This is a genomic window from Catalinimonas alkaloidigena (assembly GCF_029504655.1).
In the GTDB taxonomy this organism is placed as follows: Bacteria; Bacteroidota; Bacteroidia; order Cytophagales; family Cyclobacteriaceae; genus Catalinimonas; species Catalinimonas alkaloidigena.
On record NZ_JAQFIL010000001.1, the window covers coordinates 1,079,779 to 1,102,978 of the forward strand.

Consider the following 23,200-nt stretch of genomic DNA (forward strand, 5'->3'; position numbering starts at 1 on the left):
AGATCAGCATGCTTATAAATATCGGCTTTGCCTAAACCTTCTCAAATTATTCAGAAAAAGTTTCCCCATAGTCCTACCCAGGGACAGAGGAAGCTTTTTTTGCTTTTTGACCACTTCCTGAGTAGTGATCAGGAGCCCCGTATGACCATTTTGCTTAGAGGATATGCAGGTACAGGAAAAACCAGCGTATTAAGTGCCCTGGTAAAAGCTTTGCCATCTTTTGATTTTCGTTTTGTTTTGCTTGCGCCTACGGGGAGAGCGGCAAAAGTCATGGCTAGCTATACCGAGCGTAGCGCATTTACCATTCATAAGATTATTTACCAGCGTGTCGCTGATCCGGGTACTGGTAAAATTCAATTCAAGCGCAGGAAAAACTATTACCAAAAAACACTCTTCATTATTGATGAATCTTCCATGCTTTCTGATGAAGCCGGGATGGACAATAAAAGCCTGCTGGCCGATGTCATTGACTTTGTATTTGAAAATGATACAAACAAATTAATGCTTATTGGTGACGCCGCGCAACTTCCTCCTGTAGGTCAGGTACTTAGCAGAGGATTAGATGCTGCATACCTTGCTTCTTTTTTCCGACTGTCAATACAGGAAATAGAACTTAAAGAAGTAATGCGTCAGGACTTAGCTTCTGGTATTCTTCACAATGCCACTTCTATCCGCGAAGAAATAGATAAAGAAGAGTTTAACATTGCCTTTCAGACACGCAAGTTTAAGGATATCTTTCGTATGACGTCTGAAAAGCTGGAAGATGGCTTGAGGTATGCCTATGATAAGTTTGGAAGAGAAAACACAATTGTAGTCTGCCGCTCTAACCGGGAAGCTGTTCAGTACAATCAGTATATCCGTAGAAATATTTTTTTCTACGATAATGAGCTGGAAGCAGGAGATTACCTGATGATTGTTAAGAATAACTACTATTTTTTAGGTGATGATGCGCCAGCAGGTTTTCTCGCAAATGGCGACTTTGTTGAAGTTTTACGGATTGTTGACTTTGAGGATCAATACGGTTTAAGGTTTGCCACGCTGGAGCTGAAATTACTTGATTACCCTGAACAGCTACCATTTGAAGCTAAAGTGATTTTAGATACACTGCATTCTCCCGGACCAGCCCTGGCGGAAGAAGATTATCATAAACTTTATCAACAGGTATTCGCTGACTATCAGGATGCTGAGACAAGAAAAGAGCAGTTGGAAATGGTACGTAGTGATATGTACCTTAATGCACTACAGGTCAAATATGCTTATGCACTTACCTGTCATAAATCACAGGGAGGGCAATGGGATGTTGTATTCGTAAGTCAGGGGTATCTGAAAGATGAAATGATCAATCAAGAATATTTAAGATGGCTATATACAGCAGTTACACGTGCCAAGTCAGAGTTATACCTCATGAATTTCAAGTCTGAATTTTTTATATAATAAAACGACCAGATTGTAATCTGGCCGTTTTATTATATGATGCTATCTTAATTTAGTTACTCCACTATCTCCAACTCAAAAATAAGTGTCTGAAAAGGGGGAATATCCCTCAGTTGAAATGTTTTCATAAAATCTTCCCTGATAAATCCAGGGATGACTTGCGTACCTTGTGCGTAAGCTAGTTCAGATGGAATAATAATCCTTCCTTTTTCACCTTTTTTCATGAGTTTTATTCCTTCTTCGAAGCCTTTGATGACCTGGTCAATGCCCAGAACGAAGGTCAAAGGTTTATTGCTTTCAGATTTGTCAAAAACTTCTCCGTTCATAAACTCACCTTTATAAGCCACCTTTACTACTTGCCCGGTTTTTAAGGTTTCACCAGAACCCTCTTGTAATCTTTGGTAATAAATACCAGTAGATTTTTTAGAAACACCCTCTAATTCACGCGCGCTGATGTAATCTTCTATTGCCTCAATTTCCTCTTTCTGCACATCATCTAATGATTGTACCTGTACGATTTCAGCTTCAACATTAAGAATCGTTTCTGAAGGAATAAGTGTTTTGTATGAATAATTTTTAAATGCCTTATCAGAAGGGATATAAAACCTGAATTTTTCTCCTTCATTCATAAGTCTTACTCCCCAATTGAAGCCTTCTGGAAATATTGCTCCCGGAACATGCTGAAAGCGTACTACAGTATCTACTTCTGCCCCCATAGTTAAGCTATCAATCAGTTTTCCCCCTAAAGTTCTCATGATGTAGCGAATTGAGATTACATCTTCCTGTTCTACCGGTGTACCAGAAGTATTTTCTTTGAGTACCTCATAGTAAATTCCACTGTTATTATCTTTTGTAGCTGTAATACTGTTTTGCTCTAAATGTTGGGAAATGAGTTGGTCATCAAATTTTGCCTGTTTTTCAAATTCTGAGTCTTCATTGTCTAGACAGCCGCTCATTAGTATCACCAAGCCAGGGATGATAAGAAATTGCTTTTGTTTAAAAATCTTTTTCATAAAAGTTTACAATTCTTTAAGTTGATCTAATAATAAGTTGTGCGATTGTGTGTATCAGACTAGACACTAAGAAAAAAAGGAAGGTTGGAAAAGGGAATAAGTTTACTCTCGGCTTCTAAAAAATGCATAAACAAAAACATTATGCACTTGAGTGAACTTAAAGAGATTTAATTGCACTTCTTTAACAGGAATGGTTTTTGTATAATCAGCTTTAAATCTACATATATTGAGTATCATGAAAAAAATTTTCTTACTATCCACCGTATTACTTTTTTCTCTCCATCTTTTTGCACAAGATGAAACAAAAGATAATGGGCCTGTAGATGGACCTCAGGTTACTTTCGCGAAGAGTTCACACGATTTTGGTGACATACAACAGGGAGACAAAGTAAATTATGTATTTGAGTTTGAGAACACAGGGACTGAACCGCTAATTCTTTCCAATGTACTGACTACATGTGGCTGTACCGCAACTTCATGGCCTCGTGAGCCCCTTGCTCCTGGCGAGAGAGGAGAAATTGCAGTTTCTTTTAATAGTGCAGGAAAGATGGGCAAACAGAATAAAGTAGTGACTGTTGTCTCTAATGCTGTAAATGCACAGGAAAGGGTAAAGATCATCACCAATGTGCTTCCTAAGAAGGATAGTACGCAGTAAAAATTGCAGTAAACAGGTTTATTTATATAAATGCGTCTCTCCAGAGGCGCATTTTTTTTATTATAATAGAGGCAGGAGCTAAAAACCCTTCACCTTAATCTAACAGCTAATACGCTTAATGCATGATTAGAAATAAGTATTACAGCTACAGAATGCATATGACCTCCTTTCTTTCCAAATGAGTTACACCTAATTAAAATCCAAATGTAAGGTGGGGCAAGGACTAGAATTCGTCTTAGTATCCAGCCTTTTAAAATTCTGAATGCGCTTCTATGCGCTATATGTCTACTCAAACTAGGAAAGATGAAAGTGGGGGTAGGGCGTGGTTTATTTCAAAAATCTATGATTATTCTCGGTGAATTTTATGGCGTAAATAAAACAGAGGCTAGTGCAGGTTTAGGCTAAGGAGAAAAAGAAAAAAAAAGCCGGAACACTAAGTGAACCGGCTTTATTGCTAATAATCAATATTAACATCTAAATCAAATCTTTATCCAAGCTTGAAGGTAATAGGAAGTACCATTCTTACTCTTACAGGTCTACCCCTTTGCTTACCAGGTTTCCACTTAGGAGCGTTTTCCAATACACGAACAGCTTCAGCATCACAACCTGCACCAATACCTTTAATGGCTTGTACTTGCGTGATAGAACCGTCAGTGTTTACTACAAACTGAACAAATACTTTTCCTTCAATACCCATTCTACGAGCCTGAGAAGGATATTTTAAGTTTTTCCCTACATATTCGTAGAAAGCCTGCATACCACCTTGTGGCTCAGGTTGATCCTCAACAACCATGAAGATTTCATCAGAAACTTCTTCTTCGGGTGCTTCTTCAAACACCATCTCTTCAATCTGAGTATCTTCGGTTATCTCTACATCAAGGTCAATTTCAATTTCCTCTTCAATCTCTTCCTCATCAGGAACCTCAATAATTTCGGGTTGTTGGATTTTTGGTGGTGGCGGCGGTGGCTGCTCGGTAGGCGGTATTTCCATCACATCCTCAAAGTCATCTTCCACAACACCTAAGTCAACAAGAGATTGATCGTCGTAAGACTTCCATTCAAATGCAAGCGTCACAACGGCCAAACTGATCACTAAGCCTATGCTTAGGTGAAGTCCGGTCCTATTGTTCAGATCGGCTTTGGGTGTTTTCTTAGATTCCATAAACAAGTTTTTATTATTATTACTATGTAATATTAGCACTTAAATTACAAAATTGAAACCGGATGTACAAGAAAATTGAATGAACAACCAACTTAAAGTCTGTAAATCAACAAAAAAATCAGATAACCGGAAATACATCCAACAAGATTTGCAGTAGCATCCAAAAATTCAACCATTCTTGCGTTACTTAAAAATTGAAGTATTTCAAGAATGATTGCATATATCATCGATATTAACAACGAATATTTTGCTGCATTGTTTCGGAGCACCGGATACGTATATTGTTTAGTGAAGCCAATGATCATAAGTAATACTAAAACACAAAACACGAATGCGTGTGCAAGTTTATCTATGCTTAAGAAGAATTTAACACTTATTTCAGGCATCTGCTGGCCGGGTAACAGGATTAACGCTAAGATGATTAGCGCCCACACCATTGTGTAAAAATTAAATCTGAAAAACATAGAAAGCAGATACACAGGCCACTAAAAAGTACGTTTGATCAGGCTAACCTCCGATAAGCTCATTATAAGCTTCTGCGTCAAGGAGTTCATTAAGCTTAGAGGTATCATCCAGGCTGATCTTTACCATCCAGCCCTTATCATAAGGGTCCTCATTGACAAGTTCAGGGGATGATTCCAGTTCACTATTAAATTCAAGAATTTTAGCATCAATAGGCATGAAAAGGTCAGAAACAGTTTTGACAGCCTCTACAGTGCCGAAGACTTCGCCCTGGCTCAACTCTTCACCTTCAGTTTCTATTTCTACAAATACAATATCGCCCAGTTCACCCTGAGCAAAATCGGTGATTCCCACATAAGCTTCATTTCCCTCAACCCTTACCCACTCGTGGTCTTTAGTGTATTTCAAATTATCAGGTAGATTCATAGTATTAATTTTACTTTTGGTCAAAAGTAAGTGCTTTTTTAGCAAAGCGCAAAGCCAGTGAATACAATAATAAGCGGGGGCTCGGCTTTAAACCTATCCCGGCTATTGTGCAAGGTTAAAGCGTGCCTGTACGCCAAACTCTGTAGTGGTACGTTTGAATGAGTTTGTTACCCGGGGATCATTGAGCGTACGGGCAAAATACAGCTGAATATTTAACTTTTCATTGACATTATAGTCCAGCGTAGGTCTCAGCTGGAAATTGATATTTCCGTTGGTTACCGTGCTTTCTTCATCCAGCTTTCTTTGCACTGTTTTGGTATCTTTGAAAGTCATACCCAGGTTGAAAGTAAGGTCGTTTTCCAGTGTAACTGCTCTGCCTTCTACCCTGAATGGAAGCGTTAATTCTGACTTTGTAAAACCAAAATTAACATTAATTGACTTACTGTTCAGCTCAGTAACCTGAGTATTGGACATATTTAAGGCAAGGCTTCTTTCAATATCATAAGAGATTCTACCAGTGAGACGACTACGGGTACGAACATTTAAGCCTATGAGCGGTGAAAATCTTTCGGTGATGGTAACCTGTTGTATGATGTACACTGGTGCAAATGTCCCCTGATCGTTATCATTGAGCTGACTGGCCAAGGGGTAGTCTTCTACATTTCTACTCAGTAACAATAAACTTTCATCTCCATAAAGCAAATTGCTGGTATAATTACTTACCGCATAGTTTGATATGTATCCATGAGAAATATTGAATGATAAAAAGACATCACTCAGCTCAGGAATCAAGCGGGGAAGACCGGCGTAATCAATCCGCCAGTTGGGTAAAGGAATTTTCGGGAATGGACTTAGATTGACATCACTGGCATCCTGACCTGAATAAGCAGCCAGAAAAGCAGGGATGAGTACGTCCTGAGAGTTCAAGTCATAGCTTCCCGGATTAGGATTCTCACTTTCCAGTCGAGACTGAATAATAGCTCTGTTCTGTTCAAACTCTCTGAAGATCTCAGAGTTGTTTTCCGCATCTTCTTCGGCAAAGGCTGTTCTCAGCGTGAGGGCCGAGATATTGTAATTACCAATACGGGCAGGGTTTTGTGCGGTATAATCATAAGTAACCTCACCGGTACGTGGATCTACGATAGAATCCAGCTGATAAATTTCCTGGTAAGTACCGGTTTTGGTTTTCTTAAAATCCACCTGAATCCGGAAATCCTGGAAAGGTTCTATGTCTGCCCTGACGTTAATATTTTCAACTCTTGACTGCTGAAAGGGCATGGTAAGCGCGCTGCTGGTAGTAAGCCAGCCATTACTTACTGCTTCATTCCGTATTTCAGGATCCTGGCTACCCAACAGAAAGGGCAGGCCGGGCGCGCTGAAAGTACTATCCATACCAAAAAAACGAGCTTCTGGCATATAACCGGGAAGAAGCGTACCCTCGCTTAGATTATAGGTGGCATTGATAGAACGTAATGACATCAATAATCGTAAAAATCCTTTGGCAAATTTAGCCTCACGCTGTGGTTTTTCCTGAGCCGTAGAATCAGCTTCATTTTGAGGGTTTGTGGCAGGTTGCGGGCGTCTCGCTCGTCCTCGGGACGGAGGACTGTTAATGTCTCGCAATAGGGCGATTTTATTGTATAAACCTACCATATCCACCCTGCCGTTTAAGCTTTGGTCACGACTGTTTTCAATAGTATTTCCCAAAGTGTCCGCAATTCCGAGGGCCCCTGCCCGCCAGGTATAATTCGCAGCATAGCGTACATCAGCACTGATCCAGTCGGTTAATGGAAGCTTGTCAAAGGGGAGGGTATAAGTAGCTGTGATGTTTTGGTCAAAGTTTTTCATGCGGCCAAACTGCTTCAGGTTTGTAAATACCGTATCTTTTTTTTCCTCGGAATCCAGCTCTCCAAAAGGTTCATCAATGATGGCAAACGCTCTCGCCCCATAGTCTACCGATAAGCTTTGGGTCAGATTCCAGCGCATATCGTAGATACGATTAAAGGTGAACGCTTTTTCGTAAAGTGCTTCTCCCAATGGATTCAAGTCTACGCCGCGGTAGAGCGTTTTCACAAAAGTACGGTTAAGATCTCCGCGTATACTGATCGTAGAAGGAAGAGGGGAGAAGTTGAAGTCTTTGATCAGGGCCAACCAGGGAGAGTTCAGAAAGTTAATATTTGCGAAAGGCTGCACATTTGTATCCGGGAAACTATAGTTGTATCCGATGCCACCCCTGACTATTTTTTGTGAGTATAGAGCTGTGTTAAAATTAGTCCTTTCAATATCGCTGTAGGAGTACGAGAAGGAAAAGTTAGAAAGGTCAAAAAAGTTTGAGCGCGCGTTTTCATTGAGCTTAATCTTACGCACGTTGGTAAAGTTAAGGCTTCGCCGGGTCACCTGATCGGTTACAATCTGCCGGTATTCTGCTCTTTCGGAAGGTGGTAAGGCAGAAAGCGCAGCGTCCAGGGGGATATCAGGGTCACGGGGGTCAAACTGGGGTTCAATTTCACCTTTTTCGTAACTCACAAACATAGGAATACTTAAGCCTAACTTCTGGGGCAAAAACTTATCTACTGTAACATTGGCAGACACATCATATTCGGTAGCTTCTTCGCGTGAGCGCTCAGAGATACGGGACTGTACACCACCAAAACCAAAAGTCATATGACGGGCAGAGGCCGTGATGTTGGCCACATCTGCCAGTTGGGCATTTACTCGTGCGTTGGCAGCCCAGCCACTGGTACGATCAAAATCACCCACGCGCAACTCATTGGCCCAGATACAGACATCCTTGGGAGCACGGTCGGGTGTTTGTGGGTTTCGGATACCAATCATTACAGTTTGAACGGTACTCAACTCAGGACGTCCAACTACGGTAATAATATTTCTGCCTCTCTTTTCAGTATAGGGTAAGTTGATCGCATCTCCACTGTTATTTCTTCTGGACTTGACAGCATACAGGTCATTTAAATCAATATCCAGCTCATTCTCTTCCGGCCATACGACTCTTTCGTCAAGGACTCCAGGCTCTGACATTACCAGAGGGATGGCCACTTCGTAGTAATTTTCAGTGAAATCGGTACCCAATCTCAAAAATGCCTGAACAGTACTGTCCTCAGCCGTTTGGCTCTCTGCATGAAGGAACATACGGATCTTACCGTAGTTGATCAGGTCCAGTGTCATGTTTTTGTAGGCAGCACGTGCATCTCCATCTTGCAGGTCTTCTACGCAAAGCTGTAAAGACTGCTCATTTACACGCCGGTCAATAGGAGAAGTATTATCTCTGTCACGGATGACACCGGGAGGCACCATGTAGGGTGAGCCTTCTCCGTCATTGGTAGCGTTTTCCTCAATATTTACTACCGAAATAGTGAAGTTAGGATCATAGGGCTCAGTATATTCGCCGAGGCCTTTGCGGTTGAGGTCATCATTATACCTTCTCCACTGACTCCCTACAAATTGGAATTTCGCAATCCTGAGCGCGGCTTTTTGCCTCCAGCCTGTCATATAAGTTCGGATGTAGCGGATAGATTTAAAGCCCTGTATGTTCCCTATCTTCTTTTCGGGCTGACGAATTGGAATACGGAATAAGTACCAGGTTACGCCAGTGTTTTGCCCTTCTGTTTTGTCTACGATATAGTTCTGACCCACTCTGAGCTGCCCAGGGCGAAGGTTGATGGTATACTCATAATACTCTTCCAGGTCACTGAGTGTATTGTCACGGTTAAGATCTTCATTATCTGGTTTTTGAGTGCCGGAAGGAGTGTACCTTTCGTTATTACCAGACAATATGGGCGTGTTACCTTCCTGTCCGTTAAAGTTTTTATAACGCTCAATAATCTGGGCATTACGCTCATCAAAAGCTGGGTCCAGATAATACTGAAAGTTATCCGCGGAAGGGTCGTCCTGTATGGCTGTCTGAGCGGGAGCAGGCATTCTACTTATCAGGTCATTAAAGTAACTGGCTTCGTCATCATTGCGGATACCTTCAAAGCCGACATCCTGATTGTTTCTTACTTCCGCCGAACTGTTATTGAAAAAGTCTGTAAGAAATGGGCTGGCCGGTGTACGTCCCCATTGACCAGTATTTACGTTTTCTTCGTTATAGTCTTCCGGCAGGCCATTCTCAAAAAAGTGCTTGTCATCAGGGATCACATCTTCCGAAATACTTCCCAGGTTGAATACCAACTGGCCACCTGTAGTGTTATTTTCATCTATGACCTGACCATTTTCTCCGCTGATGAAAGGGTCCATGAGCCAGAACTCCAGATATTCAATATTGGTTTTGTCAAAGTCAACTTCAGAAGTAATTCCTCTGGTAATACCGCCCCAGTTGTCTTCCGGATTAGGGAGTTTCCCTTCGGGCGTCAGATTGGGGTTATAGTTATATGGCCCTCGTTCTTCAGGAAAGAATACCATATCAAACACAGGTAAGTTGAGATTGATTACCTCACGGTTCTGTTCAGGAAATATTTCCTGCGGAATAACGGGACGTTCATAATGATTGCCAATTTTATCTGGTATATTGGGTGGCTTTAAGTTTCCACTGTTTGCATAAAACGCGCTATTATCTACGACATACCAGGCAAGCTTTGCTCGTTTGTAACCTTCACCCAGATCATCATTAACAAAAAAACGTTCATCGTCAGTCGTTGGAGTAGCTGCCAATTGCCAGTTTTGCCATCCTCCCAGATTGAAAGGCGTATTGGTGTTCTCAAAATCGTCTATATAAGAAGTGCCATCGCCATCAACCACATTGGAAGTACCTGGGATCAACTGAGCAAACTCGGCATTTACCGTAATGCTGGAGGGCGCTTTGGTCTGAACGATAGGGAGCAGGTCTACCATTTTGGTCAGGAAGCGTGACTCCTTGCGGTAATTAAAGTCAAATCCATATTTGGTATTTTGGGTAGGCTCACTGCCAATGGCAACACGGGTAACTACCGGACGCTCATTGAGGTGAAGTACTGTCGCTCCCAGGTTAATGTCATCATTAAAGCGATAATCCAGGCGTGTACCCAGCAAGGTGCGTTGCTGAAAGTTAAACAGGTCGGCTTTCTCAAATTGTATCTGGATACGCTTCCCTGAACTCAATACACCTTCATTAATAATGGTTACTTTTCCTAAATTGTAATCAACGGTAAAGTCTACATTTTCTACTAGGGGAGTATTTCCAGCCAATACTTGTACTGAGCCCTCGGCGATATTAAAACCTGGCAGCATAATTTCATTGGCTGAGCCGGCTTGGAAACTTCCGGTAAGGAAGTACTTATTTTTTGTGGTAATCAGCTCGGCATCGGCTTTGGTAGTTTCATACAAAGCATCATAAACATACTTGTTTACCAAGTCTTCTTCCGGTGCCCCTTCACTGATCAATTCTTCCAGATGATTTCCAAATGGCTGAAGCACCGGGAAAATGACGATACCTAAGTCCGGGTTGATCGTGACACCTTCTACAAAGTCAAAGTTACCGTCGGGCTGGGTATCATTGTTTTGGTTGAGCTGGTCAAGGCCAAGCAGGCGTATCAGCGGTTCATTAGCGATCTCACCTTCCTGCAAGGCTGGGTTGTCAATACCGGTACGGTCGTCGCGATACACCACCCTGAACTGAAAGCCCAGAGGTTCTATCTGGGTAGCATTCAGCGAATAAATGTTCTTCATCATCAGGTCCCAGGTAGGCACTTCAGGATTGATCTTGCTGGGGCGCAGCAGTTTAAGGAAAATCACTTTATCGTCTCCCTGATTCTGATAGTCTTCTGTGAGTTCTCCTACTTTGTATCGCTGCCCCTGGTATGTGTATTCAAAAGAAACAGCCAATACTTCATCATTCTGCAACTTCCTGTTCAGAGAAATAAAACCCAGCTGGCTGTTAAAGGTATACTCTCGCTCAGTTAGTTTTCTAGCAGAAGTAATGATCTCAAAATCAGTGGCTTTTTGGAGGTTAAAATCTTCTGTAAGCGCTGTGTTCACCTGGTCAATATCTCTGGCGGCTGGAGAATTGATCAGGCTGTTGAATAGTTGGTTTGCGTTATTACGGGTTGGGCCGGGACCTTCAGCGGGTACAATATTAGAATTTTCGTCTCTATAAATAGTTTCACCTTCCGCCAGGTCCATAAAGGCTGCGATATTGCGTAGTGTTTCGGTATTGTTATTTCTGTTGAGCACATATACCTCAACCCTGGTTACATTAAGACCTGAAGTAATCTGGGGCAGGCGGCTGAGCCAGTTTTCGTAATTTTTTCTGAAGAAATGTCCCAGGAAGAAATGCCGGTTTTCATCGTAGTCAGAGGCTCTCAGTTCAAACTCCCTGTTTTGAGAGCCGCTTTCAATGGTGATGGCATCGGTCTGTCCACGCTGCACGGAAGCTACACTGGTAACAAACAGTTTTCCAAACTGAAGTTGAGTTTTCAGGCCAAACAGGCTTTGAGAGCCGGTAATAAGGCTATTGCTGACCGGTAAACTGACATTTCCCAGTTCTATTTTCTGGATGATTTCCTCTTCATAACCGGTATATTCTACCTTAACGTTGTTCTGAAAGTCAAAAGAGTTATTGTTATCAAAGTTGGCCGTAACTGCCAGCTTATCACCGATCTTACCTACTACGTTGAGGCTTATTTGCTGGTCAAATTCAAAATTACCGTTACGTTGCTGTCTCAGTGGTATTTGCGGGTTATCAATACGTTGAAAGCGGCCACCAAAATCCAGGGTTACAAAACCATTAGGACGAATATCTACGAAAGAGCCTCCGAAAAGCCGGTCAAAAATGGGCGTGGTATAGATGGGAGGGATTAGTCTTTTTCCACTTACTGCGCTTTCGCCATCCAGCCCGATAGAACGTGTTTTGAAGTAGTCTTTTTTAATCTGCTTGTTCTGATACTGAGAGTATTCATCAAAGCTCAGGTTTGTGGGAGCACGATAGTCCAGTCCATTGATTCTTTCATATAGAGAATAGTTAATGGTACTATCACCCACCTGAATGTCATAGTCTAGCTGTGCCGGTGTGCTAAGCTGGAAAGGAGAAGGTGTGGTGGGCGTAGCAAAAGGGTTCCCATAACGATCTTGCAAACGAAATGAAGGCTGTTTGCTCGGTTCATAGTCTACAATGGTAGAATCTGTCTGAACAGTATCCGCAGGAGGGTTAGTCTCCTGAGCCATAAGCTGACCGGAAAATAAGCACGAGAGGCCAATCAGGCACCAGAGTGAGTCCTTAAATATGCGTACACTTTCCTTGCTTCTGTGGACTAGCAGGAGTTTACGTAGGTTAATCAAGGTTTGCTTATGATTGATTTTTATTTACTAAGTGGTTTTTAGCGCTAGCTTAATCAATTCTTCCAGGCGAATTTCTGCTTCAGAGGTACCCGAATCTCCAGCTGGTAGGCTGCGTTGTTTTTTTTGCCATTCACTAAGCGCCTTGTCTATGCTTTTCTCAGCTGCTGAGCGGCTTACACCAAGCGTTATCAAAGCTGATAACGCTTCGCTTTTTACAGTATTGTATCTCCCTGAAATTGTAGTAGATCCTTGTCCTCCGGAAGATGTAATTAATTGTTCTTTTTTGACTTTATCCTGAAGCTCAAGTACAAGTCTCTGTGCCGTTTTTGCTCCTATTCCCTTCACGCGTTGAATTGTTTTTACTTCGCCTTCGGCAATTGCTATTTTTAATTCTTCTACCTGCATAGAAGATAGCAGCATTAATGCCAAACTTGGCCCAACTCCGGATATTGAAAGAAGATCAAGAAATAGTCTCTTTTCTTCCTCCCTGGCGAAGCCGAATAAGATTTGAGCATCTTCTCTTACATGTAAATAGGTATATAATTTGAATTTAGATTGACGCTCAAGGGCATCAAAAGTATTAAGTGATATTTTGATTTCATACCCTATGCCCTGCACATCCAGAACCACAAAGGTGGGGTCTTTGTATGTAATATTTCCCTCAATGTATGCAAACATAAATGTAGTTTAGGTAGTTGGATTGGGTTTCCGCAATAATAAGAATTTTTCGTAGTCACTTATGATAATACAGTTGCTTTTTGTCTCTTGTATCTAAGATATTTGAATGCTGAACGCATCAATGAATCTATAAAATTGTTATGCGCACATTGACTGGCAAGCCTACGCAGCCATTTATATCGGTAGAAAGCAGTTTGGCGATTAGCTAAACTGGAGAAAAATCATATAGTTCACTTTTCAATAAAAGAAATCAATCATCAATATGAAAAAAAAGCTTGTAATGATTGGCCTGCCGCTAATCGTGTTAATATTACTTATCTATTATTTTCTGGGAGGCTTCAATCAGGTTGAAATTCAGAGAGTGACTGTAGATGATTATTATTTTACAGGCCATCTTTATCGTGGGCCTTACCAAGAAGAAGAGCTAAAATCTCAATTTTTTCAAATGCATGAATATGTTGAAACAGGAACCCTTAACGGTATTGTGGGTGTGCTTAACTATGACATTGAAAATCTTTCTGAAGACAGTATTCAACAATTCATAGGAGTCATTTTGGATGAAAAAACTCAGCAGATCCCTACAGGCCTGGAACAAGATACGGTTTTCGCAAACGAAGCCTTGCGAGCTGTGATCAGAGCGCATCCTATTGTAATGCCAAATCCGGATCAGGTCGTGGATATGATCAGGTCGCAGGCAAGGGATAGAGGAATTTCACTTAAAGAATTTTCTATAGAACAATATGTTGGGGAACAGGAAATTTGGGTAGATATCCCCCTGGATATAACACTGAACTGAAAAAGTTTTGCTTAACTTTCTAATAATCAGTGTGGAACATTTGAAGATTGATGGATAAGTTCGTACGTTTAATATGTACTTATAGCTAAGCGTTGCGCAAAGATTTACATGAAGAGTAGTAGACCATATCGTGAGATTTTGAGTGTACGTAAGGGGGGCTTTTTTTTCCTTTTGTTTTTTATGCTCACTGGTCAGCTGCATGCCCAGCTTGACAGTCTGAACCGTGTTTATGAACAAGCCAATAGTCTTGAAGAGCAAGCAGACGCGCTTAATAACATATTTTATTTTTTTGAATATACCCAGCCCGATACTGCGAAATACCTGGCACAGCAGGCGCTTTCGCTTGCTCAAAAAGCACAATACCAAAAAGGGATTGCTAACGCATACCTACACCTGGCGGAGTATTACTGTCATAACAACTACTACGTATTCGATAGCGTAGATTTCTATCTAAATAAGAGTGTAGCGATTTATCGCACTCATCAGGATTCTGTGGGTATGGCTAACGCTTACTACAGTGTTGGAAATAGTTGTTATCAAAATGATAATTTCATTTTAGCCATGGAGTACTGTCAGACCTCAGCTGATTTGTATGAGGCAATAGGCGATAAGCTTAAACTGGCTCATGTTTTATCGCTTCTCTGCGATATACATAACTATATGGGAGAAAATGAGCTGGCTACCCAGAAATGTGTTCGCTCCCTGACCATATACGATGAGCTGGGTATTGAAGAGCATAAGCCAGCACTCCTGAATACCATGGGCAGTATCAATTATGACTTACGTGCATTTGAAAGAGCACGTGAGTATTTATTGCTTTCAATGGAGTTGTCCCGTAAATACAACAAAGATTATGAGTTATCCTCGGCTTATATCAGTATGGGAGAAGTACTCCGTGAAACAGAAGACTACGAAGGCGCGCTGGACTTTTTCAGAAAAGCGCTTGCCTTAGACCGTTCCAATGAAGACGACAGAGGCATGAGCTATGCCTATTACAACATAGGTAGAACAAGAATATTACAGCAGGAAAACGAGAGGGCCATCAGCCTGCTGGAAGGCGCGCTTGATTTAGCAGAAGATTTTGATGATTTGATGCTTCAGACCAAAGCGACGCTGGAATTAGGCAGGGCCTATATGAGCCTTAATCAGCTTGACAAAGCTTTTGAGTATCTAAACCGCAGCCTTGGTCATGCCAAGAAAATAGGTGCCAGTCCGATTCTTAAAGATTGCTATCTGAACATTGCAAACTATTACAGCCGGGTGGGTAATCTGGAGCAGGCGATGGTCAACTTCAAATTTTACGATCTGGAGCAGCAACGGCTTTATGAGTATGAAAGCGCCAAGAGGATAGCAGAGATTGAAACAGTATATGAAACGGATAAGAAAACGGCCCAGATAGAACAGTATCAGAAAGAAAAGGAAATTCAGGAATTGCAGGCCAATGAAAGGAAAATGGTTAACTATGGCCTGATTATCGGTATTATCCTCTTTGGCGTCATGGGAATGGTGCTTTACAGTAAATACAATCTCAAAAATAAAGCAAACCTTGAACTGGAAAGGCAAAAAGAAGCGATCAATGTTCAGAAAGTAAAAATTGAAAAGCAAAGAGATGAGATTGTCAACAAGAGTAAGCTTCTGGAAGAGAGTAAACAGGATATTACAGACAGCATCATGTATGCTAAGCGTATACAACTTTCTTTACTCCCCGAGAAAAATCAGCTAAAACACCTCTTCCCTGATTCCATGGTTTTCTTTCGCCCAAAAGACATTGTAAGTGGCGATTTCTACTGGATACACGAAATAGGGGACAAGGTTATCGTAGCAGTACTGGATTGTACCGGGCACGGTGTACCGGGAGCTTTCATGACAGTTTTATCAAACTCAATTTTGAATGAGCTTATCCTTGAAAATTGTGTAAACAGCCCTAACGTGATTCTGTCAGTAATGGACACCAAGATCAGAGAGGCGCTGCATCAGCACCAGGGGCATGAAGAAGCTACCAGTGATGGCCTGGATATGTCGGTATGCATTATAGATAGAAAAACACTGGAAATTAGTTATAGCGGTGCACAGATGCCAATCTATGTTACTCAGCAGGGAAAGTTAATTCAGTTGGATCCCAATCGTTATTCACTTGGAGGGTCGTTTTACTCAGACAAAAACTTTTCTAACCAGTGTATCAAATTGAATCGCAATGATATGATATACATGGCTACCGATGGCTTTCAGGATCAGTTTGGTGGGCCTAAGGACAAAAAATTCATGCGCAGAAACTTTATGGCTTTGCTGGAGAATATACAGGAAGAGCCGGTTACCTCACAAATTGCCTTGATTACAGAAGCTTTCGAAGTTTGGAAAGGAGATCAGGTCCAAACCGATGATGTACTAGTGATAGGATTAAGAATATAAAATAAAAAAAGGTGCGGATTGTGATCCGCACCTTTTCGTCTCAGTTACAACCTAATCTAGATTTTAACCTCATCAAGGTTAATAAAATTAATATTTTTGTTTCCATCAAGTTCAATCCCCACGACCGCATCCTTGTCAATCTTCCCTGAAAGAATATCTTTAGAAAGCTTGTTCAGTACCTCTCTCTGAATCACTCGCTTCAGAGGACGGGCTCCAAACTGAGGGTCAAAGCCAAGGTCTCCCAGGTAGCGCAGTACTTCATCGGTAGCTTCCAGCTTGATACCATTCTCTTCCAGGCGATGCTGAATAAGTTTAAACTGTATGTCCACAATCTTCCGCATATCCTTTTTAGACAATGGACGGAACATGATGGTCTCGTCTATACGATTGAGGAACTCAGGGCGCACTGATTTTTTCAGCATTTCATAAACTTCCAACTTGGTTTCTTCAACCACCTCATCTTCATTGCTTTCATTTATATTCATGAAGCGCTCCTGTATCAATCCGGAGCCAATATTGGTCGTCATGATGATGATGGTGTTTTTGAAGTTGGCTACCCTTCCTTTGTTGTCAGTAAGGCGTCCATCGTCCAGCACCTGAAGCAGGATGTTAAATACATCAGGATGTGCTTTCTCAATCTCATCCAGCAGGATTACTGAATAAGGTTTGCGCCTTACCGCTTCAGTCAACTGTCCCCCTTCATCATAACCTACATATCCGGGAGGGGCGCCGATAAGTCTACTCACCGCATGTCGCTCCTGATATTCCGACATGTCAATTCTCACCATATTGTTCTCATCGTCAAAGAGAAATTCAGCCAGTGCTTTGGCAAGCTCAGTTTTACCTACCCCGGTAGTTCCAAGAAAGATAAACGAGCCGATTGGTCGCTTAGGGTCCTGCAAACCGGCACGGCTTCTACGTACCGCATCAGATAATGCTTCAATGGCTTCTGCCTGTCCCGCTACGCGCCTGCCTAGCTCTTCTTCCAGATAAAGCAGCTTCTCTCTTTCGCTTTGCAGCATTTTGGAAACAGGAATTCCTGTCCATTTGGCTACCACATCGGCAATGTCTTCGGCATCCACTTCTTCTTTCAGTAACGAACTGCCGCTTTGCATTTCTGTAAGCTGTTTCTGCAGTTCCTGCAGTTTGCTTTCGCTCTCTCCGATTTTTCCGTAACGGATTTCAGCCACTCTACCGTAGTCACCACTACGCTCAGCCTGTTCAGCTTCTACTTTCAGGTGGTCAATCGCTTCTTTCTGCTCGCGAATGCCTTTGATCACTGCTTTTTCATTTTCCCACTTGGCTTTCAGGTCGTTTCTCCTCTCAGAAAGCTCAGAGATGTCTTTGTTAAGCTGTGTTTCTTTTTCTTTGTCTTTTTCACGGCGGATAGCCTCACGCTCAATTTCCAGCTGCATTATCCGTCGGTTCAGTTCATCCAGTTCTTCCGGCAAAGAGTCAATCTCAATGCGGAGCTTGGAAGCCGCCTCATCCATCAGGTCAATGGCTTTATCCGGTAAAAAGCGATCAGAAATGTAACGGTTAGAGAGCTCTACCGCAGCGATTACCGCATCATCTTTAATCCGTACCCCGTGGTGAAGTTCATAACGATCTTTGATACCTCTCAGGATGGAGATTGAATCCGGTAAATCAGGTTCGTTTACCATGACAGCCTGGAAGCGCCTTTCCAGTGCTTTATCTTTCTCCACATACTTTTGGTATTCTTTCAGAGTAGTAGCTCCGATAGCATGGAGTTCACCTCTGGCCAGCGCTGGCTTCAACAGGTTAGCCGCGTCCATAGCGCCTTCCCCACCGCCTCCGGCACCGATCAGCGTATGGATCTCATCAATGAAGAGGATAATCTCACCATCAGAATCAGTAACCTCTTTGATGACTGACTTCAGCCTTTCTTCAAATTCACCTTTGTATTTGGCTCCGGCCACCAGCAATCCCATATCCAAAGCGATGATGGTTTTGGTCTTGAGGTTTTCAGGCACGTCACCATCCACAATACGCTGAGCCATACCCTCCACGATGGCGGTTTTACCAACGCCCGGCTCCCCGAGCAATATGGGGTTATTTTTAGTACGACGGGCAAGAATCTGCAATACCCGACGGATTTCGTCATCTCTACCGATCACAGGGTCTATTTTTCCGGCTTTGGCCAGTTGGTTCAGGTTTTTAGAATACCTTTCCAGAGACTTGTACTTAGCTTCGGCATTCTGGTCAGTTACTCTGTCGTTTCCTCTAAGTTCTTTGATGGCGAGTTTCAGCTCCTTTTCAGCAAATCCCTGCTGCTTCATCAGCTTGGCAGTTTTATCATTACCTGCCAGGACACCTAGTATCATATGCTCAATGGTGATAAACTCATCACCAAACTCTTTCAGATGAGATTCAGCTTTCCTCAGCGCGGCGGCAGCATCATTGGATAAATACGGCTGCTGGCCACTTACTTTAGGATAAGCGTTAATGATATCATCTAAGCCCTGCTCAATGGCATTTCTGTTTACACTCAACTTATTGAGCACGAAGGAGATGATATTCTCATCGGACTGGAGCACTGCTTTCAGCAAATGGGCTGGCTCAATTGCCTGCTGGTTATTGCTTCCGGCAATCTCAGTAGCTTTTTGCAGTGCTTCCTGTGCTTTTATAGTATAATTATTAAAGTTCATAGGGCTAATGCGATTTTGATTTTCTTTACTACTATAAGATGAATCAAATCTGAAACCAAGTGCAAAATCGGAAATTTTTCAGACATAATGTCACAAAAATCCAAATTTATGGTAAAAATAGTGACAATATGTCTTGTTAAAATGAAATTAGCGCCTGTTTCTGGATAGCACAATTATCAGGTGAGTTAAAATAATAGTAATAAAATTGCGCATTTATTAAATGATTCAGCATAATATTCTATTAATAATTGAAAATAAGTTATAATAATTCGTTATTTGCCAATTATAAAGTAATTATGATTGATCAGGAACAAAAATCTCACACACGACTTATGAAAAGGACTTTTTACCCTTTATTTATCGCCGCGCTAATGTTTTGCAGCATGACGAACTTACTGGCGCAGGATTCTCCTCGTGGCATGACCAAAGAGGAATATGAATTAGCAATAACCGCCACAGTAGAAGATCTGGACAATGATACTTATGTCAAAGTAGGTTCAGGTGACTATGTACTGGATCGTTATGAAATGAAACCTCCTTATTTTATCACCGGAGATAGTGGAGTGAAGAAAAGGTTAGATGTATATAAACTCATTGACCGTGCAAGCATGGGAGAATTGGGTTTAGTAGTGTTCTTTACCAATACCGAAGCGAATGAAACGTTTAACCTGGTTATCCCTAATATGGCTACTACAGGTGATGTCTGGAATATGTACTTTGATGATATCCACCAGCATGATCGTGAGGAAGGCGATGTGGCGCTCAAAATGTCTTATGTACTCTCTAAAGAAGTAGCATACCTGATGCAGAAAAGCAGTGGAGTAGACATGAGTGTTATGGATCAGGAAAACTCAGATTATGATTTTTGCTTTGCCGCTGATGCATTGGTGAGTATGGCAGATGGATCTGCTAAAACTATAGAAATGGTAAATCCCGGAGATCAGGTTTTGGCATATGAAAACGGACAGTTTTCTCCGGTGACAGTAGAAGCTGTTAATGTACATCGCAAGCAGTCAATCGCGCTGTCAAAAGCTATTTTGTTTCCACTGGAAAATATCACAGCTTCAGCAGCTGACCTGGCTGCTACCGAAGAAATGACTGAGCTAGTAGCTACTGCAAATCATCCGGTGATGACCGAAAGTGGCGTAAAAGCATTGGGAGACTTACAGTCAGGAGATGTACTGTATAAATATAATGCTCAGACTCAATCCAGCAGAGCTTATCAGGTGCATTTTATTACCAACCAGTACGCTTCTGTGCGTGAAGTCTATAGCCTGGAGGTAGCAGGTGAAAGCTATCTGGTTAGCGAAATGGTAGTAATGGAAAAATAATAAATATCATATTTCTCATGATCATAAAAATACCTTGTCTGTTGTTTGGACAAGGTATTTTCTTTTGAAGAAAACTAATAACTATCTAAAAGCCTGAATCATACCAATCGGCGTATTCTTCAGCCTGAACAAGGCCATCTCCATCGGTATCCCAGGTAGAGAAGGTGCCTTTCGCAAATTCTTTTTCACTAAGCTGCTCATCCCCGTCAGAATCCCACTCGTCAAAATAATCGCTTTCGGCTAAGGAAGATGTAATTTCCTCTTTGGAAAGATTTCCATCACTATTTTGGTCCCATTCTTCCATCAGGTTTTCTACTTTAAAATCGTATCCGCTGAAGTAGGAGTTGACAGCGGCATCCCATTCCTCATTACTGATATTCCCATCTTCATTCTCATCTATCATAGCTGCATAGCTCTGATAAAACTCATTCTCACTGATATATTGATCCCCATCCTGATTCCAATTGTCAAAATAGGGTGAGTTGGTAAAAGCATTATCAAACTCATTATTGTCAAGTAATTCGTCCTGATTGGAATCCCAATCCTGAAAAGCAGTGCCTTCATTGTTGGAACTGTTGCAGGCAGAAAAACCTAACATCATGATAAATCCTAATGCAAAAAATACTATGTGGTGTCTCATAAAATATAATTCTTTAGTTCAAAAAATGTGATTGTGTGCAATGAAAACTGATGAGATGAAGGCTTGTTTTAGAAAGTAGATGGGTATTTGAGAAATTATTTATTGATGGAAAAAAAGCTTTTTGAAAAAAAAGTGTGAATTGATGTCTTTTTCACAATTACATCCGTATGATACACTGAGTGTTTTTTTAGCAATCAAAGCAGATTGTTGTCTGAAATGCTCATTAATTGATTTTAGTATTAATTTTTTCATCAAACCTAAACAAACAACATGGAACTTAAACTAGGAGATACCGCACCTGACTTTACCGCGGAAACTACCGAAGGAACAATCAACTTTCACGAATGGCTGGGAGATAATTGGGGAATGATCTTTTCTCATCCTGCTGATTATACGCCAGTATGTACTACTGAATTGGGAAGAACAGCCAAGCTTAAGTCAGAGTTTGAGAAAAGAAATGTTAAAGTGATAGCCGTAAGTGTTGATGATCTTGATTCTCACAAAGGCTGGATCAATGACATCAACGAGACGCAGAATACTACAGTAAACTTTCCAATCATCGCGGATGCCGATAAGAAAGTTGCAGAACTGTATGGAATGATGCACCCCAATGCTTCCGACAGCATGACCGTTCGCTCAGTATTCATCATAAGCCCAGACAAAAAGATAAAGCTTACGCTGACTTATCCTGCATCTACTGGTCGTAACTTCCTAGAATTGTTAAGGGTAATTGATTCTTTACAGCTTACTGCCAACTACAGTGTAGCTACACCAGCAGACTGGAAAGATGGAGAGGATGTGGTAATTGCACCTGCTATAGCTGATGCGGATATCCCTGAGAAATTTCCCAAAGGACATAAGGTAATCAAGCCATATCTGAGAACTACACCTCAGCCCAACCGCTAATTAAAAGCCCTTATTGAAGCCTGCAAGAGTCATTTTGCAGGCTTTTTTTATGTCAGAGCCCCGTCAATAAATCTTCTGATTCTTATCATAAAATTGTTTGCCAGAGGGGAAGGGTAAGTAGACTTAACGAACTTTATACTGTTTCTTTCAAGTAATATTGGTAAATTATGAGATTTAAAAAGTATTAGTAAGTGAACATACACTTATCCTAATCACCCCAAGATAAGTAGCAATACAGATTTATGACTAAAAAATTAAAGATTAAAGTAAGGCCAGCCACACCAGATGAGCAGGAAGTAGTGACAAGCTTGTTCAGAGACACAATATTGAACATTAGTACGCAGGATTATAGTGAAAAGCAGGTAAACGCCTGGGCAGCCAGGTATGAAAAGACCCACCGCTGGTCTGACCGGATCAAACATCAATATTTTATAGTTGCAGAGCACAATAAGCAGGTGATAGGTTTTGGCTCAGCCACTTCAGATGGTTACATTGATACACTCTTCGTACATAAAGATCATCAGGGAGTAGGGGCAGGTACTACTATTTTACTGCAGCTGTTGGATTATATCACCCAACAGGGTAGAAATGAGGCTCACCTGGATGCCAGCATTACTGCGCGTTCATTTTTTGAAAAGCATGGCTTTCGTATGATCAAACCTCAGCAGAAAGTTATTGATGGAGTTGTGTTCGTTAACTTTATGATGGTAAAAAATATTGAGAGATAAAAGGTGAACCAATAAGCAGGTTAGACCATACGCTAATATCAACAATTGAGTTGAGGTAAACGCATAATGAGTATTATCTACTCTGTAATCTATGATAAAGTCTGCTTGTCTTTTAGGTCTACCTCTCGGTATCACAGCATGCGCACCAACACCGGTCGCTCTTTTCAATGCTGAAATCTATACCCGTCCATACTATACAGAGTTTGAGGATACACTAATGATAAGTATTGGGTGAAGCCATACCAGGTCACTTTGATGGGCAGGATATAGACCATTTGAACCCAAAGCTTCACCCGCGCTGAAGCATTTCAGCCGGTTTCCATGGGCCAAATTGTAAATATCCAGGGGTACCAGGGGCTCAGGCTTAGAAGTAAAGATGTAAACCAACAGGCATCTGAACTTGTGATTTATATGAATACCGATGGTGGTTTCAACTTCTTTACCTACCATCAGGGACGCATAATTACCTTCATTTCATCTATAAGCTCGCGGCAGGAGCTATTTAGCAGTATGAGCGCCATTAATAGGCTCATTAAGCTAATTTGGGCAGGTAGTATTTTACTGACATGAGAAAAAATTTTTTATAGATAAAAAAAGAGCAACATGCTATGCTGCTCTACTA

The 23,200-nt window shown here is 41.5% G+C and carries 16 protein-coding genes; 8 read left to right on the forward strand and 8 right to left on the reverse strand.

Annotated features, from left to right (window positions below; all coding sequences use genetic code 11):
• The first annotated feature begins 27 nt into the window (after window positions 1-27).
• Entirely contained in the window at window positions 28-1,434 is a 1,407-nt protein-coding gene (locus OKW21_RS04570) for an ATP-dependent DNA helicase (protein WP_277477746.1), read from the forward strand.
• Between the two features lie 56 nt (window positions 1,435-1,490).
• On the opposite strand, the gene OKW21_RS04575 is transcribed toward OKW21_RS04570, so the two are convergent.
• Entirely contained in the window at window positions 1,491-2,447 is a 957-nt protein-coding gene (locus tag OKW21_RS04575) for an FKBP-type peptidyl-prolyl cis-trans isomerase (protein WP_277477747.1), read from the reverse strand.
• Between the two features lie 235 nt (window positions 2,448-2,682).
• Here OKW21_RS04575 and OKW21_RS04580 point away from each other — a divergent pair, with 235 nt between their 5' ends.
• Entirely contained in the window at window positions 2,683-3,102 is a 420-nt protein-coding gene (locus OKW21_RS04580) for a DUF1573 domain-containing protein (protein ID WP_277477749.1), read from the forward strand.
• A gap of 487 nt (window positions 3,103-3,589) precedes the next feature.
• Here OKW21_RS04580 and OKW21_RS04585 read toward each other — a convergent pair whose 3' ends face one another.
• From OKW21_RS04585 to ruvA, 5 genes are all read right to left on the reverse strand, one after another.
• Window positions 3,590-4,264: an energy transducer TonB gene (locus tag OKW21_RS04585; RefSeq protein ID WP_277477750.1), complete on the reverse strand. Its 675-nt coding sequence runs from the start codon at window positions 4,262-4,264 to the stop codon at window positions 3,590-3,592.
• Window positions 4,265-4,356: 92 nt separating this feature from the next.
• Window positions 4,357-4,728 (reverse strand): VanZ family protein, encoded by a 372-nt coding sequence (locus OKW21_RS32675; RefSeq protein ID WP_420870096.1) that lies wholly within the window; start codon window positions 4,726-4,728, stop codon window positions 4,357-4,359.
• A gap of 43 nt (window positions 4,729-4,771) precedes the next feature.
• Window positions 4,772-5,152: a glycine cleavage system protein GcvH gene (gene gcvH / locus OKW21_RS04590; protein WP_277477752.1), complete on the reverse strand. Its 381-nt coding sequence runs from the start codon at window positions 5,150-5,152 to the stop codon at window positions 4,772-4,774.
• A 102-nt stretch (window positions 5,153-5,254) separates the two neighbouring features.
• Window positions 5,255-12,421 (reverse strand): T9SS outer membrane translocon Sov/SprA, encoded by a 7,167-nt coding sequence (sov, locus tag OKW21_RS04595; RefSeq protein WP_277477753.1) that lies wholly within the window; start codon window positions 12,419-12,421, stop codon window positions 5,255-5,257.
• Window positions 12,422-12,448: 27 nt separating this feature from the next.
• Window positions 12,449-13,099 carry a Holliday junction branch migration protein RuvA gene (ruvA, locus tag OKW21_RS04600; RefSeq protein ID WP_277477754.1) on the reverse strand — a complete coding sequence of 217 codons (651 nt, stop codon included), beginning with the start codon at window positions 13,097-13,099 and terminating at the stop codon, window positions 12,449-12,451.
• A 262-nt stretch (window positions 13,100-13,361) separates the two neighbouring features.
• On the opposite strand from ruvA, the gene OKW21_RS04605 reads away from it, so the two are divergent.
• Entirely contained in the window at window positions 13,362-13,895 is a 534-nt protein-coding gene (locus OKW21_RS04605; RefSeq protein WP_277477755.1) for a hypothetical protein, read from the forward strand.
• 108 nt (window positions 13,896-14,003) lie between these two features.
• The gene (locus tag OKW21_RS04610; protein WP_277477757.1) at window positions 14,004-16,304 is read left to right on the forward strand and encodes a tetratricopeptide repeat protein; all 2,301 of its coding nucleotides are present in this window, start codon (window positions 14,004-14,006) and stop codon (window positions 16,302-16,304) included.
• Between the two features lie 56 nt (window positions 16,305-16,360).
• On the opposite strand, the gene clpB is transcribed toward OKW21_RS04610, so the two are convergent.
• On the reverse strand, window positions 16,361-18,973 hold the full coding sequence (gene clpB, locus OKW21_RS04615; protein ID WP_277477759.1) for an ATP-dependent chaperone ClpB: 2,613 nt from the start codon (window positions 18,971-18,973) through the stop codon (window positions 16,361-16,363).
• A 332-nt stretch (window positions 18,974-19,305) separates the two neighbouring features.
• On the opposite strand from clpB, the gene OKW21_RS04620 reads away from it, so the two are divergent.
• Window positions 19,306-20,304: a Hint domain-containing protein gene (locus OKW21_RS04620; protein ID WP_277477761.1), complete on the forward strand. Its 999-nt coding sequence runs from the start codon at window positions 19,306-19,308 to the stop codon at window positions 20,302-20,304.
• Window positions 20,305-20,389: 85 nt separating this feature from the next.
• Here OKW21_RS04620 and OKW21_RS04625 read toward each other — a convergent pair whose 3' ends face one another.
• Window positions 20,390-20,944, reverse strand: a complete 555-nt coding sequence (locus tag OKW21_RS04625; RefSeq protein ID WP_277477763.1) for an EF-hand domain-containing protein — start codon at window positions 20,942-20,944, stop codon at window positions 20,390-20,392.
• Between the two features lie 270 nt (window positions 20,945-21,214).
• On the opposite strand from OKW21_RS04625, the gene OKW21_RS04630 reads away from it, so the two are divergent.
• From OKW21_RS04630 to OKW21_RS04640, 3 genes are all read left to right on the forward strand, one after another.
• Window positions 21,215-21,850, forward strand: a complete 636-nt coding sequence (locus OKW21_RS04630) for a peroxiredoxin (protein ID WP_277477765.1) — start codon at window positions 21,215-21,217, stop codon at window positions 21,848-21,850.
• A 242-nt stretch (window positions 21,851-22,092) separates the two neighbouring features.
• Window positions 22,093-22,578: a GNAT family N-acetyltransferase gene (locus tag OKW21_RS04635; RefSeq protein WP_277477767.1), complete on the forward strand. Its 486-nt coding sequence runs from the start codon at window positions 22,093-22,095 to the stop codon at window positions 22,576-22,578.
• A gap of 321 nt (window positions 22,579-22,899) precedes the next feature.
• The gene (locus tag OKW21_RS04640; protein WP_277477768.1) at window positions 22,900-23,148 is read left to right on the forward strand and encodes a hypothetical protein; all 249 of its coding nucleotides are present in this window, start codon (window positions 22,900-22,902) and stop codon (window positions 23,146-23,148) included.
• The last annotated feature ends 52 nt before the right edge of the window (window positions 23,149-23,200 follow it).